Raw genomic sequence first — 17,493 nt, forward strand, 5'->3', positions numbered from 1 at the left:
GGGGGGCGCTGTCCCGCCGACTTGTCAATCGATCGTAGCGATAACCTCGGTGGATTGCCGGGCTTTCGCAGAGGCTGGAAAGGCCGAGTTCCTTCGCGCCCCCCTCTGCCCTGCCGGGCATCTCCCCCACAAGGGGGGAGATCGGCAGCTTCGCCGACAGTTCAATCCGGCCCGAACCCCGGGCTCGTCGCACTCCCATCATCGAGCTTCGACAGCCACTCCACCAGTGTCGGCCGATACCGCGTCAGGCCCTTGTAGTTCGCAAGCTCTTCGGGCAGATCGCGGATCACACGGTGCAGGCGCCTTGCCCATTTCGGCTGCGTCACCAGTTCGTCCATCTTGATCAAGTAGCAGCGGATCGGAAAGACGATGCCGTTGGAGCGCGGCAGCCGCCAGAAGCTTTGCAATTCGACGCGCAGGTGCACCTTGTCGCCGACATTTTCCGGCGTGACGGTCGCGCGGTCGGGGCCCCATTTGTGATAGTTCTCGGGGCTGGTGTCGAGGCGCGGGTTGATGGTCATCGTCCAGTTGAGCCGCCGTGCCGGCTTGCCCTGCTGAATGTTGGTCAGGAATTTCAGCGCGCGCGTGAAAATTCCCTTCTCATGCGCGAGCGGCACCGGCGCGTGCCATTCGAAGAAGTTCATGCCGATGTCGAAGTCGAGGGACCAGTCGGCCTGCGTTGTCACCATACCGGCATCCATCCACAGATTGCCGTCGCGCTGGTCGAGAATGCAGAAATCGCCCTGGCTCTGGCGGGTGATGTACTCCATCGGCCCGTAGGGCAGCGTCGAGGTGTCGCCGAAGGTGAAGGTGTCGTCGATGCCGAGCGGCCGGTTGATCCAGCGCCAGCGGTCGCCGTCGCGCGTCAGCGTGAAGTGTTCGGGATAGCCCAGCGCCTGCTGCTCCATCAGGAGCTCCAGCAGGTCCCATCCGGCCAGCGTCATGTGCGGCAGCGACTGGCAGCGCAACGGATCCTCGGCCAGCACCAGGGCGCGGTCCTGCATCTCGGCGACATAGTGCTCGTCGACATCGATCAGGTTTTCCAGCACGCTGCCCTTGGGGCCGACGACATGCGGCTCGATGTTGACCGCGTACATGTAGCTGTCTTCGTGGAACGGGAAGGGAAACCGCCTGATGTGCTCGGGGCTGTTCCTGAAGGTGAAGTCGTCGCGGAACGTTTCCTTGCGAAAGGTGATGCCCAAGCTCGCCTCCTATCTTTCCAAGACCAGCGATTTGCCCTCGAAGCGCGAAACGCACGGCATGATCTTGCAGCCGGACCGATGGTCTTCCTCGCTCAGCCAGTGATCGTTGTGGATGAAGTTGCCATCGTAGGAGATGACATTGGTCTCGCATTGGCCGCAGACGCCGCCGCGGCAGAGATAGGGCGGATCGACGCCGGCCGCCTCGATCGCCTCGAGCAGGCTCTGCTGCTCGCCGACGCGGATATTCTTGCCGCTGACAGCCAGCGTCACGTCGAACGGCAGGCCCGGCTGGGGCGCCGCGAAGTGTTCGAAATGCACGGTCTCCTGCGGCCAACCGAGAGCCGAGGCCCGATCGCGCACCCAGTTGATCATGCCTGCCGGACCGCAGACATAGAGATGCGTGCCGAGCGGCTGCGAGGAGAGTAGCCGCTCGAGATCGATGCGCTCCCCGCGGTCGTCATGGTAGAGCCTGACGCGCCTGTCGTAGCGTTCCCGCAGCACATCGGCATAGGTGCCAAGCGACGCGGTGCGGCAGGTGTAGTGCAGTTCGAAATTGCCACCCTCCCCCGCCAGCTGCGCGGTCTGCGCCATGAACGGCGTGATGCCGATGCCGCCGGCCAGCATCAGGTGTTTCCTGGCGCGCAGATCGAGCGAGAACAGGTTGACGGGATAGCTGATCACCATCTCCAGGCCAGGCTTGACGGAGCGGTGCATGAACAGCGAACCGCCGCGGCCGACATCGTCGCGGCGCACCGAGATGGTGTATTCGCTGGTGTCGAGCGGCGAGCCCATCAGCGAATAGGGATTGAGCCTGGTGCGCTCGCCGTCGCGCATCTCGACCACGACATGGGCGCCGCCGGAGAAGGTCGGCAGAAGCTCGCCGTCACGGCGGCGGAAGTGGAAGCGGGTCACCAGTTCGTTGACCGGAACGACATCGCTGACCACGACATCGAGCTTGGTGGTGCCGGTGCTCATGGGAAGGCCTCCTCCATGGGAGGAATTTCCGAGCGATCCTCGGCATTGATGCAGACGCCCTGGAAGGCGGCGAGGCGCCGGGAATAATGATCGCGCACCAGAAGCAGCAGGCCGCAATGCGAACAGGTCGCCGGCTGCGTCGTCACGTTCTCCGTGATGCCCTTGCAGTGCACGCACTGCATGCGGCGTGCCAGCGAGCCGCGATGCTCGGTCTGCATGGAGGTGTGATCTATGCCGGCTTCGAGCGCCACCTGCATGGCCTGGCCGATGAGCCCCTCGGTGCCAGAGAGGTACAGGCGAAGGCCCATATGGGCGTTGGTCAGCGTCTGCTTCAGCCTCGGCAGGAGGCTTGCGAAGGACGGTGCCTGATGAAATTGCGCCGGCTTCAGGGCTTCGAGCGCGGCCACATGTTGACCGTCGGCTCCCGGAATGAAGACGATTTCGGTGCCGTCGAAGAACCCGGCCGGCGCCTTCGCGGCCATATCGGATATGGCGAGCGCGCCTTCCGCATCGGCGATGAACAGATGATGCGTGCCGGGCTGCGGAGAGAGCGTTCCGTAAATGGGCCGGCTGATGATCGTCTTGGCTGCCATTCCTGCTTCGCGCCTTAAAACCTCTCGCTGCTGATGATGCCTCAACCCTTGGCGGTGCGCTTGGTTTTCTTCGGGTCGTCGAACGGCAGCGGCTGCGCCGTCGCCTTGATGGAACCGCTCTTGTTGCGGATTTCCAGCTTGGTGTCCTTGGCGGCGCAGTCGACATCGAGCCGGGCGATGCCCATCGATTTCTTGACCAGCGGTGAATACATGGCGCAGGTCACCACACCGACCTTTTTGCCATCGCGGTAGACCGGTGCGCCCTCGTCGGCCGGCTCCTTGCCATCGAGCAGCACACCATAGATCTTGAAGCGCTCCTTGCCCTTGAGACGGTAGTGTTCCTCGGCGCCGCGGAAACCGGTCTTGCCGGGACTGACGGTGAAGTCGAGGCCGAGCTCCCACAACGTGTCGCCGGGGCCTTCATTCTCGAACGGATATTTTTGCGAATTATCGTAGGGATAGAAGAGCAGGTAGCTTTCGACGCGCAGCATATCGAGCGTTGTGAAGCGGCACGGAATGATGCCGGCGCTCTTGCCCTCGTCGAGGATCCTGTCCCAGATCGTGCCGGCGTCCTGGCCACGGCAGAAGATTTCGTAACCCCGTTCGCCCGTGTAGCCGGTGCGCGAGATCATGACCGGGAAGCCGAACAACTGCGTCTGCATGTGGTGGAAATAGTTGAGGTCGCGAATCCCATGCACATGCTTGGCCAGATAGTCGACCGATGTCGGCCCCTGCAGCGACAGGTCGTGCAGATTGTCGTCGAAGCGCAGCGACACGTCACGCCCGACCGAAGCGCGCTGCAATTCCTCATGGCCGGTGCCGGAGCCGTGCACGACCATCCAGGCATTCGGCCCGGTGCGATACAGGATGCAATCGTCGGTGAATTTTCCCGCCTCATTGAGCATGCAGGCATAGGCCGACTTGCCGGGATAGATCTTTTCGACGTCGCGCGTGGTCGCGAGATCGATGAGATGCGAGGCATGCGGGCCTGTTATGTGAACCTTCTTCAGGCCGGAGACATCCATCAGCCCGGCCTTGGTGCGGATGGCGATGTATTCTTCGTCGGCGTCCTTGTCGTAGGTCCAGGCGGTGCCCATGCCGCTCCAGTCTTCGAGCTTCGATCCCAGCGCGCGATGGCGATCCGCCAGGGTCGAAAATCTCCAGGATGCCGTCATCCGATCGTCCTCCGTCCGATAATCACCGATGTTCCCTGCCCCTTCGCACGATGGCTGGAGCTTTGCGCGAATATTGACCGCAAACACGGCGGAGCCGCAATCCCCTGAAAGCAAATAATTTCATTGTCAGGCAAATTTCATTCCCGAGCCGAGGCGGTTAACCCGACGTAAATTCGCCTTGACAATTTCAGGATTCGGTTTGAATTTATGAAAAAAATTTCACTCTCTTGAAAGAGAACGACGCGCGGTGGATTCGGAGCCGGGCGCCGGAAAAAGGGGAAAACCGATGTCAGACCTGCAGCAGCGCATCGAGGCGCTGTACCGTTCCGACGTGCGCGGATCCGCGCTCCTGATCATCTGCCTTTGGGCGACGATCCTCTTCGTCCTTTTCATGACATGGCCATACATCCCGGATGCCGGGATCAAGGCCGTCGTGGCGGTCGCCGCCGCCGCGGTGCTGATCTTCAACACTGCGGCAATCCTGGCGATGGTCAATCACTACAAGGAGGACAAGGACTTCATCTACGGGCTCGATATCAAGAACGCCGACGCGTTCCGCAACAGCAAGAGCTGAGGGTAGCAAGCATGTCCCGTTACACGCCGCCGGAGCAGAGCAAGACCGGGCAGATTTTCGATATCGTGGTCGTCGTGGTCGCCATCTTCGTGGCGCTGTGGCTGCCGCTGAAGCTCGGTCTCGCGGGTGCCGCGAAATCGATCGACGCGCTCGACGCCAAGACCTGGGAAGCGCTCGGCCAGAACCCGACCATGGCCTCGATCTGGGAAAAGCTCGGCTACACGCCCGAGACCGCGCATGACGTCATCCAGAACCGTTTCCACTATGTGATCGACTGGCCGACGCTGGTTGTCATGGCGGTCGTGCTGATCGGATATTTCGTGTTCCTGTTTCGCGCGTCCGACCGGGAATACCGCGACGTCATCAACGAAAAGTTCGACGACAAGTAATCCTGGAGAACGACGATGTGGATGGCACTCTCTTACGCATGCTGGGGCATCTCGATCGTTCTTGCACTGTGGATGCTCTACGACTGGTTCAAGGTCGATACGACCTATTCCGAGGACGTCCTGACGTCATCACGCGAAGGCGAGCTTGAAGCCGCTTCCGAAAAACACCGGATCTGAGTGGGGATCGAAGAATGACGGCCGCGGCAGAAACGACAACAATCCACGGTGACAGGGTCTCGCTGCTGCGTGTGCTCGGTCCTGCCCATGTCTGGGCACTCGGCGTCGGCATCGTGCTTGTCGGCGAATTCACGGGATGGAACTTCTCCGCCGACAAGGGCGGCACATTGGCGGCCCTTATCGTCTGCTGGGTCGTCGGACTGCTCTACACCTCGGTGGCCATGATCGACTCCGAGGTGACGTCTACGGTTGCCGCCGCTGGCGGCCAATACGCGCAGGCCAAGCATATCGTAGGACCGCTGATGGCCTTCAACGTCGCGCTGTTCCTGGTCTTCGCCTATACGATGCTCGAGGTTTCCGACGCCATTCTGCTCGGCGACACCATCGTGGCCAAGGCCGGTGTCGACGGGCTTACGCACAATTCCTTCATCGCCGCCACCATCGTGGTGCTGGCCTGGCTCAACTATCGCGGCGTGCTGATGACGCTGAACGTCAACTTCGTCATCACCGCGATCGCCTATGTTTCCATCATCATCCTGTTCTTCTCGGTCAGCCCGTGGACGCAGGGCGCGGTCCTGAAGCTGAACGAGTTGGTCACTCCCGGCAACGCCCTGCCCTACGGCTGGATCGGCGTGATCGCGGCCTTCCAGTTCGGCATCTGGTATTATCTCGGCATCGAGGGCACCACGCAGGCGGCCGAGGAAGTGCGTTCCCCGGCACGCTCCCTGCCCTACGGCACGATGGCCGGCATGATCACGCTGCTCATCGCCGCCGCCATGACCTGGTATGTCTGCGCATCGTTGATGCCGTGGGAATATCTCGGCATCACCCCCTACCCGCTTTGGGATGCCGGCAAATTGACCGGCAGCCCGCTGCTCGAAAACCTGCTTTTCGTGGCGACGCTGCTTGCCGCCATCGCTTCGGCCAATGGCTGCATCAACGATGCGGCGCGGGCCTGGTTCTCGCTGGGCCGCGACCGTTACCTGCCGAGCTGGTTTTCGGCCGTGCACCCGAAGTACCGCACGCCCTACCGCTCCATCCTGTTCCTGCTGCCGATCGCGCTCGCCTTCGCCTTCATCGCCGACCTCAACCAGGCGATCACCTTCTCGATCCTGTCGGGCGTGCTGCAATACACCTTCATGAGCATCAACATCATGATGTTTCGCAAGAAATGGCCGCTGGGAACGATCCGTCGCGGCTACACGCACCCGTTCCATCCGCTGCCGGCGATCGTGCTGTTCTGCCTGTGCGTGGTGACCTTCTTCGCCATCTTCCTCGGCTTCGGATCCCAGCTGATCGCAATGATCGCCTTCTATTTCCTGATCTCCGTTTGGTTCCACTTCTACCGCTACAAATTCGTGCGGCGTGGCGATCAGTTCTCGATGCCGTGGCCGAAGCCGCAGGGCTATTGATGGGAGTAGGCCCGTCCAGATCCTGGGCGGGCCTGGCATAAGAAATGTCCGAGGTGACATCAGCTCTGTTTGCCGGCGCGATTGCCCTGGCCGTCATCCTTCACCTTGCGTGGCTGGCGCGCCGCAGCCGCGGCAGGGTTTCGGCAGCGCTTGCCGCGGACGAGGCCGGCATCCGCTCCATCATTGCCGACGCAACCAATGTTTCCGACGACACTGCCGGTGTCATCACCTGGGAAGGGACGTGGAACGGCCGTCGCGTCCAGCTACGCACCATCGTCGACACGCTGGCGACGAGAAAACTCCCGGCGCGCTGGCTCAGCGTTTCGATGATGGAGAAGGTCGCCGTGCCGGCCACATTCGACATGATGATGCGGCCGGGCTCGCCGACGACATTCTCCAATTTCGACCATCTCGAACACACACTGCCCAAGGCGCCCGGCTTTCCCGCCGAGGCCGTGCTGCGGACAGACCTCAGGGGCGCGCGCTTTCCACAAGGCCTCATCGCCGACCATCTGGAGCTCTTTTCCGATGGCCGCGCCAAGGAGTTGCTGATCACGCCCAAGGGCGTCCGGATCGTCTGGCTTCTCGCCGAAGCCGAACGGGCACGCTACGGCGTGTTCAGGCAGGCCGCATTCGGAACCGGCGCCATCGATCCGGCATTGATCGCCCGGCTGCTCACGTCCCTCCGCGATCTTCGCGACGCCATCAACCGCAATGAACGGCAGGCAGCATGATCGGCTCAACCACCTCGCCCGCGCCCGCAAGCCCCTACCTTATCCTGGGCGCGGCGATCCTGCTGCCCGGCAGCGGCCACGTCATGCTGGGCGTGCCGACGCGCGGCCTGCAATTCCTTTTCTTCATCGTCATCCTGGCCTGGGTGACGGCCAGAATCTCGCCGCCGGATGCCAGCTTCGTCGGCCGTCACGCCGGCGGTTTCCTGATCTATGCGCTGTCGATCCTGGACGCCTACAAGATCGCCCGTATCCGTACCGCCAAATGGGTTCATAATGCCAGGCGACAGGGTGACGATGCGCAGAGCGGCATTGAGCCGCATACGTAACCAGAGGAAAATTTTTTTCATACCATTGAATTCAAAGGGCTCATTCGGTACATCATCTCTAGTCACAAACGTCGGGAGGCTGACATGTGCGGAATCGTTGGACTTTTCCTCAAGGACAAGACGCTGGAGCCGAAGCTTGGCGCCATGCTGTCGGAGATGCTGGTGTCGCTCAGCGACCGAGGTCCCGACAGTGCCGGCATCGCCATCTACGGCTCGCCATCCCGGAACGAGGCCAAGATCACCATTCAGTCGGCGAAGCCGGAGCGCGATTTCCGCGGGCTGGACGCCGAACTCGCCAAGGCCGTCGGTGCACCGGTGAGCATCGCGGTCAAGTCGACCCATGCGGTGGTCAGGACCACGCCTGACAAGGTCGACGAGGCGCGCGAAGCGCTCCAGTCGCTGAGGCCCGATGTCCGCATCATGGGCGCCGGCGAGGCGGTCGAGATCTACAAGGAAGTCGGTTTGCCCGAAGCGGTCGTCGATCGCTTCGACCTGCGCAAGATGACCGGCACGCATGGCATCGGCCACACCCGTATGGCAACCGAATCGGCGGTGACGACGATGGGCGCGCATCCGTTCTCGACCGGCGCCGACCAGTGCCTGGTGCATAATGGCTCGCTGTCGAACCACAACAATGTGCGGCGCGAGCTGATCCGCGAGGGTATGAAATTCGAGACCGAGAACGATACCGAAGTGGCGGCCGCCTACCTGTCCTCGCAGATGGCGCACGGCAAGAATCTCGGCGAGGCGCTGGAAGGCACGCTGTCGGACCTCGACGGCTTCTTCACTTTCGTCGTCGGCACCAAGAACGGCTTTGGCGTGGTGCGCGACCCGATCGCCTGCAAGCCGGCCGTCATGGCCGAGACCGACCAGTACGTCGCCTTCGGCTCGGAGTATCGCGCGCTGACCAAACTGCCCGGCATCGACAATGCGAGGGTCTGGGAGCCGGAGCCCGCAACAGTATATTTCTGGGAGCATTGAGTTCATGCCGGCAACCTCCAAGGCAACGCGCGAAAGCCACGCGCGCGTCTTCGACCTCGACGTTCAATCGTTGCGTGAACTCAACCAGGCGCTCCACAAGCTGGCCCCCGGTTCGAACGAGACCGCATGGGAAGTGCTGAACCCGAAGGGCAACCATTCGGTCGCCGTCGGTGTCGACCAGCCCGTGAGCATCGATGTGCGCGGCAGCGTCGGCTATTATTGCGGCGGCATGAACTCGGGCAGCGCCATCACGGTGCATGGCTCGGCCGGCCCCGGCGTCGGCGAGAACATGATGTCGGGCTCGATAACAGTGAAGGGCGACGCCAGCCAGTATGCCGGTGCCACCGGCAAGGGCGGCCTGCTGGTCATCGAGGGCAACGCCTCGTCGCGCTGCGGCATCTCGATGAAGGGCATCGATATCGTGGTGCACGGCAATATCGGCCACATGTCGGCCTTCATGGCGCAGTCCGGCAACCTCGTGGTGCTGGGCGATGCCGGCGATGCGCTGGGCGATTCCATCTACGAGGCGCGGCTGTTCGTGCGCGGCAAGGTCGACAGCCTCGGCGCCGACTGCATTGCGAAGGAGATGCGGCCCGAGCATCTCGAATTGCTCCAGGGCCTGCTCGATCGTGCCGGCGTGAAGGACGTCAAGCCGTCGGAGTTCAAGCGCTACGGCTCGGCGCGCACCCTCTACAATTTCAATATCGACAACGCCGACGCGTATTGAGGCAGCATGACCTATCGCAACCCGCCGACGACGCCGCGTAAATCCGCGACTTTCGACGACTACACGCTCTCCGAAATCCGCCGCGCCGCTGCGACCGGCATCTACGATATCCGCGGCGCCGGCGCCAAGCGCAAGCTGCCGCATTTCGACGACCTGCTGTTCCTTGGCGCCTCGATCTCGCGCTATCCGCTCGAAGGCTACCGCGAGCGCTGCGACACGTCAGTGGTGCTCGGTTCGCGCCATGCCAAGAAACCGATCGAATTGAAAATCCCGATCACCATCGCCGGCATGAGCTTCGGCTCGCTCTCCGGTCCCGCCAAGGAAGCTCTCGGACGCGGCGCGACGCTGTCGGGCACCTCGACCACGACCGGCGACGGCGGCATGACCGAGGAAGAGCGCGGCCACTCCAAGCAGCTCGTCTACCAGTATCTGCCGTCGCGCTACGGCATGAACCTGCGTGACCTGCGCCGCGCCGATGCAATCGAGGTGGTCGTCGGCCAGGGCGCCAAGCCGGGCGGCGGCGGCATGCTGCTCGGCCAGAAGATCTCCGACCGCGTCGCCGAGATGCGCACGCTGCCCAAGGGCATCGACCAGCGTTCGGCCTCGCGCCATCCGGACTGGACCGGTCCCGACGATCTCGAGATCAAGATTCTGGAACTGCGCGAAATCACCGATTGGGAAAAGCCGATCTATGTCAAGGTCGGCGGCGCCCGCCCCTATTACGACACAGCCCTTGCCGTGAAGGCCGGCGCCGATGTCGTCGTCGTCGACGGCATGCAGGGCGGCACGGCCGCCACCCAGGAAGTGTTCATCGAGAATGTCGGCCAGCCGACGCTTGCCTGCATCAGGCCGGCGGTTCAGGCGCTGCAGGATCTCGGCATGCACCGCAAGGTGCAGCTGATCGTCTCCGGCGGCATCCGCAACGGCGCCGATGTCGCCAAGGCGCTGGCGCTCGGCGTCGATGCGGTGTCGATCGGCACGGCCGCCCTGGTCGCGCTCGGCGACAACGATCCCCGCTGGGAGGCGGAATACAACGAACTCGGCACCACGGCCGGCGCCTACGACGACTGGCACGAAGGAAAGGATCCAGCCGGCATCACCACCCAGGATCCCGACCTGATGAAGCGGGTCGATCCGATCGCGGCAGGGCGACGGCTGGCGAACTATCTCAAGGTGATGACGCTGGAGGCGCAGACGATCGCGCGGGCCTGCGGCAAAAACAGCCTGCACAATCTCGAACCCGAGGACCTCGTCGCATTGACGATCGAGGCAGCCGCCATGGCCGGCGTTCCGCTGGCCGGCACCAACTGGATACCGGGGAAAAACAACACCTTCTAAGCCTTCAGCATGCCAATAAGCGAGGAACTATAATGGGGAACGATCTCGCCGCTTTCGCCAAAAAGAACGGCGTCAAGTATTTCATGATTTCCTACACTGACCTGTTCAGTGGCCAGCGCGCCAAGCTGGTACCGGCGCAAGCGATCGCCGACATGCAGAAGGATGGCGCCGGCTTTGCCGGGTTCGCCACCTGGCTCGATCTCACACCAGCCCATCCGGACATGCTGGCGGTCCCCGATCCGGATTCGGTCATCCAACTGCCATGGAAGCCCGACGTCGCCTGGGTCGCCGCCAACTGCATCATGGACGACAAGGAGGTCGACCAGGCGCCGCGCAACACGCTGAAGCGGCTGATCGCGGAGGCGGCCAGTGACGGCATGCACGTCAAGACCGGCGTCGAGGCCGAGTTCTTCCTGATCACGCCGGACGGCAAGGCGATCTCCGACGAATACGATACCGCATCGAAACCTTGCTACGACCAGCAGGCGGTGATGCGCCGCTACGATGTCATCGCCGAGATCTGCGACCACATGCTGGCGCTGGGCTGGGGCGCGTACCAGAACGACCATGAGGACGCCAACGGCCAGTTCGAGATGAACTGGGCCTTCGACGACGTGCTGGCGACCGCCGACAAACACTCCTTCTTCAAGTTCATGGTCAAGTCGATCGCCGAGAAGCACGGCCTGCGCGCCACCTTCATGCCCAAGCCCTTCCAGGGCCTGACGGGCAATGGCTGCCATGCCCACATCTCGGTTTGGGACAAATCAGGCAAGACCAATGTCTTCGCCGACAATTCGATGGAGCTCGGACTGTCGGCCAAGGGCAAGAATTTCCTCGGCGGCATCATGAAGCATGCCTCGGCGCTGGCCGCGATCACCAACCCAACGGTCAATTCCTACAAGCGCATCAACGCGCCGCGCACCATTTCGGGCGCGACCTGGGCGCCGAACACCGTGACCTGGACCGGCAACAACCGCACCCACATGGTGCGCGTGCCTGGTCCCGGCCGCTTCGAGCTGCGCCTGCCCGACGGTGCCGCCAACCCCTATCTGTTGCAGGCGGTGATCATCGCCGCCGGCCTCGACGGCATTCGCTCCAAAGCCGATCCCGGCAAGCGCTACGACATCGACATGTACCAGCACGGGCACACGGTGAAGGGCGCACCGAAGCTGCCACTCAACCTGCTCGACGCGCTGCGCGAGTTCGACAAAGACAAATCGCTCAAGGCGGCGCTGGGTGAGGAATTCTCGTCGGCTTACCTAAAGCTGAAGCACCAGGAATGGAATTCCTATGCTTCGCACTTCACGCAATGGGAGCGCGACCACACGCTGGACATTTAGTTCTCGTAGCGGTGCGAGCGATCTCGGAATGACCTGATGAAATATTCGATCTTCTCGCTCGCCCGCGCCGCCCTTTCCGGCCACAAGACCTGGCAGCCCACCTGGCGGGACGCAGCCCCCAAGGATCGCTACGACGTGGTGATCATCGGCGGCGGCGGCCATGGGCTCGCCACCGCCTGGTTCCTCGCCAGCGAATTCGGCATCAGGAATGTAGCCGTCCTGGAGAAAGGCTGGATCGGTTCCGGCAATGCCGGCCGCAACACCACCATCATCCGCTCCAATTACGGCCTGCCCGGCAATACCGGCTTTTACGAACTGTCGATGAAGCTGTGGGAGAGGATGGAGCAGGACCTGAACTACAACGCTATGGTCAGCCAGCGCGGCGTCATCAACCTCTACCATTCCGACGCGCAGCGCGACGCCTATGCGCGGCGCGGCAACACGATGCGCATCAACGGCATCGACGCCGAGCTGCTCGATCTCGCAGCAGTCAAGAAGATGATGCCGTTCCTGAATTTCGACAATGCCCGTTTCCCCGTGCAGGGCGGGCTGTTGCAGCGGCGCGGCGGCACGGCGCGGCATGACGCCGTGGTCTGGGGCTATGCGCACGCTGCGAGCGCGCTCGGCGTCGACATCATCCAGAACTGCGAGGTCACGGGCTTCGTGCGGGATGCCAATGGCAAGGTGACAGGTGTCGAAACCTCACGCGGGAAGATCGGTGCCGGCAAGGTCGGCATGGCGGTGGCGGGCTCGTCCTCGCGCGTCGCCGCGATGGCCGGGCTGCGCCTGCCGATCGAAAGCCATGTCCTGCAGGCCTTCGTCTCCGAGGCGATCAAGCCGCTGATCCCCAACGTCATGACCTTCGGCGCCGGTCATTTCTATGTCAGCCAGTCCGACAAGGGCGGGCTCGTCTTCGGCGGGGACATAGACGGCTACAATTCCTACGCCCAGCGCGGCAACCTTCCTGTGATGGAGGACGTCTGCGAGGGCGGCATGGCGCTGATCCCGATGATCGGCCGTGTGCGGCTGCTGCGCCAATGGGGCGGCATCATGGATATGTCGATGGACGGCTCGCCGATTATCGACAAGAGCCCGGTCGACGGCCTCTACCTCAACGCCGGCTGGTGCTATGGCGGCTTCAAGGCGACGCCCGGCTCGGGCTTTGTCTTCGCCCACCTGATCGCCCGCGACCAATCGCACAAGGAGGCCGCACTCTTCCGCCTCGACCGTTTCCAGCGCGGCGCCATGATCGACGAAAAGGGCCAGGGCGCCCAACCGAACCTGCACTGAGGGCAGTCTATGCGCATCACCTGTCCCTTCTGCGGCGAACGCGAACTCGGCGAGTTCACCTATCTCGGCGACGCCAAGCCGCAGCGCCCCGCGGCGGATGCCGGCGAGGACGCCGTCTACGATTATGTCTATCTGCGCGACAACATCGCCGGTGTAATGGACGAGAACTGGTATCACGGCGGCGGCTGCCGCTCCTGGCTGAAGGTCACCCGCAACACGCTGACGCATGAGATTTCTTCCGTTGAGCCGGCGGCGGGCGCCGGGGCGAGACAGGTGGCGAAATGAGCTATTTTGTCCACGTCAGCGCTGCCCCTCACCTGCCTGCCGGCACCCTATCCCCGTATAGAGACGGGAAGAGGGGCGCTGGCCGCAGCGCCGCCGCCCCTTCTGCAACGTTGGTGATTGGCGAAATCGTGGGCGAGAGCGTCCTTCTCCCCGTCACTATACGGGGAGAAGTGCCCGGCAGGGCGATGAGGGGCAGCGCGACTTTTCCGCATGAGGGCCAGGCATCGTGAGCTCCAGCCAATCGCATCGCCTCGCGGCCGGCGGCCTCATCGACCGCACGGCGCCGCTCACTTTCCGCTTCGACGGCAAGAGCCTTTCCGGTTTCAAGGGCGACACGCTGGCCTCCGCGCTTGTCGCCAACGGCGTCAAGCTCGTCGGCCGCTCGTTCAAGTATCACCGCCCGCGCGGCATCCTGACGGCGGGTTCGGAAGAACCCAATGCGCTGGTCGAATTGCGCAGCGGCGCGCGCCGCGAGCCCAACACCAGGGCGACGACAACCGAACTCTATGACGGGCTGGAGGCTGCCAGCCAGAACCGCTGGCCGTCGCTCGCCTTCGACGTCATGTCGGTCAACCAGCTGTTCGCGCCGATCTTCGTCGCCGGCTTCTACTACAAGACCTTCATGTGGCCGGCGAAATTCTGGGAAGCGGTTTACGAGCCGGCGATCCGTCGTGCCGCCGGTCTCGGCCGCGCCGCCAATATCGCCGACCCCGACCATTACGACAAGGCGTGGGCGCATTGCGACGTGGTGATCGCGGGTTCCGGTCCGGCCGGCCTGGCCGCGGCCCTCGCAGCCGGCCGCAGCGGCGCGCGCGTCATTTTGTGCGAAGAGGATTTCGCGCCCGGCGGCCGCTTGCTCGCCGATGGCGGCACGATCGAGGGACTGCCCGCGGCCGAATGGCTGTCGCGCACGCTGGCCGAACTGGGGGCAATGCCGGATGTGCGCATCATGACGCGCACGACGCTGTTCGGCGTCTATGACGGGGGCACCTATGGCGCGATCGAGCGCGTCAACGATCATGTGCCCTCGCCGCCCGAACATGAGGTGCGGCAGCGTCTGTGGCGGATCGTGGCCAAGCGCTGCGTGGTCGCCGCCGGTTCCATCGAGCGGCCGATCGTCTTTGCCGGCAACGACACGCCCGGCGTGATGATGGCTTCCGCGATGCGGACCTATGTCAAGCGCTATGCGGCGACGCCGGCAAAGCGCGTCGCCTTGTTCACCAACAATGAGGATGGCTGGCGCACGGTCGAAGCGGCACTTGCCGCTGGACTGCAGATCGCCGCGGTGATCGACGCTCGGCCCGATGTATCGCCGGCCCATCGTTCACTGGCCTCCAAGAACGGCTTCACCGTGCTGCACGGCGCCGTCAGCGGCGTTGACGGTGGCAAGGACGGCGTGCGCAAGATTTCGGTGTCGCTCACCGGTGGCGCCCGCGCCGAGGTCGAGGCCGATGGGCTCGCCGTCTCCGGTGGCTGGAACCCGACGGTCGGGCTCACCTCCTACCATCGCGGCCGGCCGAAATGGCGTGACGACATCGCCGCCTTCGTGCCGGATGGCGCGCCGCCGGGAATGGTGGCGGCGGGCGCCGCCAATGGCGCCTTCGGTCTTGGCGCGTGCCTGCGCGAAGGTTTTGAAGCCGGTGCCGCCGCCGCGCGCGATGCCGGGCGCGGCCGCGGCGTCGGTTCGCTGCCGGTGGCCGATGACGAGGCGTTTGCGCTCACGCCGCTCTGGCATGTATCCGGCAAGGGCAAGGCCTTCGTCGATCAGCAGCACGACGTGACCGCGTCGGACGTCGAGCTGGCGCAGCGCGAAGGTTTCCAGTCGGTCGAGCATCTGAAGCGCTACACCACGCTCGGCATGGCGACCGACCAGGGCAAGACATCCAATGTCGCCGGCCTCGCCATCATGGCCGCCGTCACCGGCAAGTCCATCCCGGAGACCGGCACGACGATCTATCGCCCGCCTTACGTGCCGGTCGCCATCGGCGCCTTCGCCGGCCATCACCGCGACGAGACATTCCATGCGACGCGGCTGACACCGTCGCATCATTGGGCGGCGGAACAAGGCGCGGTGTTCGTCGACACAGGCCTCTGGAAACGCGCGCAATGGTATCCGCGCGCCGGCGAAAAGGACTGGCTGGAATCGGTGACCCGCGAGGTCAAGGCGGTGCGCGGCGGCGTCGGCTTCTGCGATGTCTCGACGCTCGGCAAGATCGACGTGCATGGCCCCGATGCCGGAGCCTTCCTCGACCGCGTCTACATCAACACCTTCTCCAACCTCGCCGTCGGCAAGGCGCGATACGGGCTGATGCTGCGCGAGGACGGCATCGTCTATGATGACGGCACGACCTCGCGCCTGGCCGAGGATCATTACTTCCTGACCACAACCACCGCCAAGGCCGGGCCGGTGATGCAGCATCTCGAATTCTGCCGCCAGGTGCTGTTTCCGAAACTCGACGTGCAACTGACATCGGTCTCGGATCAATGGGCGCAGTTTTCCATTGCCGGCCCCAAGACACGCGACCTGCTGAAGGAGCTCGTCGACCCGGCCGAGGACCTGTCCAATGAGGGTTTTCCCTTCATGGGCGCACGCGAGGTCAGGCTGCGCGGTGGCATCAAGGCGCGGCTGTTCCGCATCTCCTTCTCCGGCGAGATGGCGTTCGAGATCTCCGTACCGGCACGTCACGGCGAGGCCATGGCGCGCAATCTGATGATCGCCGGCAAGCCGTTCGGCGTGACGCCTTACGGCACCGAGGCGCTCGGCGTCATGCGCATCGAGAAGGGTCATATCGCGGGGCCTGAACTGAGCGGCACGACGACAGCCGCCGATCTCGGCCTCGGCAAGATGATGTCGACCAAGAAGGATTTCATCGGCCGGGTCATGGCCGGCCGCGAGGCGCTCGTCGCAGCGGATCGGCAGGTGGTGGTCGGCATCAAGCCGACGGACAAGACGCGGCGTCTGCGGTCCGGCGCGCACATCATCCCGAAGGGCGAGATCCCCGGCCCAGATAACGACCAGGGTTATGTCACCTCGGTCTGCTTCTCGCCGACGCTGGAGCAATGGATCGGGCTCGCGCTTGTCGAACGCGGCCGCGAACGCATCGGCGAAATCGTGCACGCGCACGATCCGATCCGCGGCGAAGATTATGACGTCGAACTCTGCAATCCCGTCTTCTACGATCCGGATGGAGGGCGCCAGCGTGGTTGAGTTTTCCTGGGACGTCCGCAGCCCTCTGGAACGTGTGCTGGTCGCCGGCCGCCATGGCGCGCAAGGCGACGCCGGCGTGTCCCTGACCGAGATACGCAATTTCGACCTGGTGCAGGTCATGGCGCGACGTGGCCAAGCAGGCGAGATGAGCGCGGCGGCGAAGGCAAGCTTCGGTGTCGTCGCGCCTGGAACGCCGAGGGCAGTCAGCACGGCCGATGCGACGCTGATCTGGTCCGGGCCGGATCAGTTCTTTGTCCTGTCGAAAGGCGGCAAGCACACGATGGCGGCGCTGGCACCCGTCTTTGCCGGACCGGCTTCGCTGTCCGACCAATCGCATGCGCGGGTGCTGATCAGTGTTTCTGGAGACAAAGCACGGGCGATGCTCGCCAAGGTTTCCTCGATCGACTTGCACCCCGACTCGTTCGACGTAGGTGCGGTCGCTACAACCTCGATGGATCACACGAGCGTCACGCTTTGGCGTGGGAGCGATCGCAACGGACAGGCCGTGTTCAATCTCCTGGTGTTCGCGACATTCGCGGAGAGCCTGTGGCACACGATATTGGACTCGGCTGCGGAATATGGCGTAACGATCGGGCATTCCGAGGAGCTGGCGTAGCGCTGCGCCCGTTTCCTTCTCCCCCTGTGGGAGAAGGTGGATCGGCGCGTCAGCGCCGAGACGGATGAGGGGTGCTCCAGGGAACGCCAACGTCTCACTACGCTGGAGCACCCCTCATCCGTCGCCTTCGGCGACACCTTCTCCCACAAGG

18 protein-coding genes are annotated in these 17,493 nt (G+C 63.7%); 14 read left to right on the forward strand and 4 right to left on the reverse strand.

What is annotated here, in order from left to right; translation table 11 throughout:
• Positions 1–161: 161 nt before the first annotated feature.
• From FFS37_RS27490 to FFS37_RS27505, 4 genes are read right to left on the reverse strand one after another with little or no spacing between them, the layout of a single operon-like run.
• Positions 162–1,202: a heme-dependent oxidative N-demethylase family protein gene (locus FFS37_RS27490; RefSeq protein ID WP_137934123.1), complete on the reverse strand. Its 1,041-nt coding sequence runs from the start codon at positions 1,200–1,202 to the stop codon at positions 162–164.
• A gap of 9 nt (positions 1,203–1,211) precedes the next feature.
• The gene (locus FFS37_RS27495; RefSeq protein ID WP_137934124.1) at positions 1,212–2,177 is read right to left on the reverse strand and encodes a PDR/VanB family oxidoreductase; all 966 of its coding nucleotides are present in this window, start codon (positions 2,175–2,177) and stop codon (positions 1,212–1,214) included.
• On the reverse strand, positions 2,174–2,770 hold the full coding sequence (locus FFS37_RS27500) for a dimethylamine monooxygenase subunit DmmA family protein (protein ID WP_137934125.1): 597 nt from the start codon (positions 2,768–2,770) through the stop codon (positions 2,174–2,176). Before FFS37_RS27500 ends, FFS37_RS27495 begins: the two co-directional genes overlap by 4 nt.
• 41 nt (positions 2,771–2,811) lie before the next feature.
• Entirely contained in the window at positions 2,812–3,945 is a 1,134-nt protein-coding gene (locus FFS37_RS27505) for an aminomethyltransferase family protein (protein WP_137934126.1), read from the reverse strand.
• 286 nt (positions 3,946–4,231) lie between these two features.
• Between FFS37_RS27505 and FFS37_RS27510 the strand changes: the two genes are divergently transcribed.
• The 14 genes from FFS37_RS27510 (at position 4,232) to FFS37_RS27580 (ending at position 17,342) form a co-directional block, all read left to right on the forward strand.
• The gene (locus FFS37_RS27510; RefSeq protein WP_137934127.1) at positions 4,232–4,519 is read left to right on the forward strand and encodes a hypothetical protein; all 288 of its coding nucleotides are present in this window, start codon (positions 4,232–4,234) and stop codon (positions 4,517–4,519) included.
• An 11-nt stretch (positions 4,520–4,530) separates the two neighbouring features.
• A complete protein-coding gene (locus tag FFS37_RS27515; RefSeq protein ID WP_137934128.1) occupies positions 4,531–4,908 on the forward strand; it encodes a hypothetical protein in 378 nt (125 codons plus the stop codon).
• A 15-nt stretch (positions 4,909–4,923) separates the two neighbouring features.
• On the forward strand, positions 4,924–5,085 hold the full coding sequence (locus FFS37_RS27520) for a hypothetical protein (protein WP_137934129.1): 162 nt from the start codon (positions 4,924–4,926) through the stop codon (positions 5,083–5,085).
• A 14-nt stretch (positions 5,086–5,099) separates the two neighbouring features.
• On the forward strand, positions 5,100–6,497 hold the full coding sequence (locus FFS37_RS27525) for an APC family permease (protein ID WP_137934130.1): 1,398 nt from the start codon (positions 5,100–5,102) through the stop codon (positions 6,495–6,497).
• A 44-nt stretch (positions 6,498–6,541) separates the two neighbouring features.
• Entirely contained in the window at positions 6,542–7,231 is a 690-nt protein-coding gene (locus FFS37_RS27530) for a hypothetical protein (RefSeq protein WP_171026445.1), read from the forward strand.
• The gene (locus tag FFS37_RS27535) at positions 7,228–7,557 is read left to right on the forward strand and encodes a hypothetical protein (protein ID WP_137934131.1); all 330 of its coding nucleotides are present in this window, start codon (positions 7,228–7,230) and stop codon (positions 7,555–7,557) included. Before FFS37_RS27530 ends, FFS37_RS27535 begins: the two co-directional genes overlap by 4 nt.
• An 84-nt stretch (positions 7,558–7,641) precedes the next feature.
• The gene (locus FFS37_RS27540; RefSeq protein ID WP_137934132.1) at positions 7,642–8,538 is read left to right on the forward strand and encodes a class II glutamine amidotransferase; all 897 of its coding nucleotides are present in this window, start codon (positions 7,642–7,644) and stop codon (positions 8,536–8,538) included.
• A gap of 4 nt (positions 8,539–8,542) precedes the next feature.
• Positions 8,543–9,265, forward strand: coding sequence for a GltB/FmdC/FwdC-like GXGXG domain-containing protein (locus FFS37_RS27545; protein WP_137934133.1), 723 nt, complete (start codon positions 8,543–8,545; stop codon positions 9,263–9,265).
• 6 nt (positions 9,266–9,271) lie between these two features.
• A complete protein-coding gene (locus FFS37_RS27550; RefSeq protein ID WP_137934134.1) occupies positions 9,272–10,603 on the forward strand; it encodes an FMN-binding glutamate synthase family protein in 1,332 nt (443 codons plus the stop codon).
• 32 nt (positions 10,604–10,635) lie between these two features.
• The gene (gene glnT / locus FFS37_RS27555) at positions 10,636–11,943 is read left to right on the forward strand and encodes a type III glutamate--ammonia ligase (protein WP_137934135.1); all 1,308 of its coding nucleotides are present in this window, start codon (positions 10,636–10,638) and stop codon (positions 11,941–11,943) included.
• Positions 11,944–11,979: 36 nt separating this feature from the next.
• On the forward strand, positions 11,980–13,233 hold the full coding sequence (locus FFS37_RS27560) for a sarcosine oxidase subunit beta family protein (protein WP_137934136.1): 1,254 nt from the start codon (positions 11,980–11,982) through the stop codon (positions 13,231–13,233).
• A 9-nt stretch (positions 13,234–13,242) separates the two neighbouring features.
• Complete coding sequence (locus FFS37_RS27565; protein WP_137934137.1) at positions 13,243–13,518, forward strand: sarcosine oxidase subunit delta; 276 nt, start codon at positions 13,243–13,245, stop codon at positions 13,516–13,518.
• Between the two features lie 226 nt (positions 13,519–13,744).
• Positions 13,745–16,726, forward strand: coding sequence for a sarcosine oxidase subunit alpha (locus tag FFS37_RS27575; RefSeq protein ID WP_137934139.1), 2,982 nt, complete (start codon positions 13,745–13,747; stop codon positions 16,724–16,726).
• Positions 16,719–17,342 carry a sarcosine oxidase subunit gamma gene (locus tag FFS37_RS27580; RefSeq protein ID WP_137934140.1) on the forward strand — a complete coding sequence of 208 codons (624 nt, stop codon included), beginning with the start codon at positions 16,719–16,721 and terminating at the stop codon, positions 17,340–17,342. Before FFS37_RS27575 ends, FFS37_RS27580 begins: the two co-directional genes overlap by 8 nt.
• The last annotated feature ends 151 nt before the right edge of the window (positions 17,343–17,493 follow it).

Source organism: Mesorhizobium comanense (genome assembly GCF_005503535.1).
In the GTDB taxonomy this organism is placed as follows: domain Bacteria; phylum Pseudomonadota; class Alphaproteobacteria; order Rhizobiales; family Rhizobiaceae; genus Mesorhizobium; species Mesorhizobium comanense.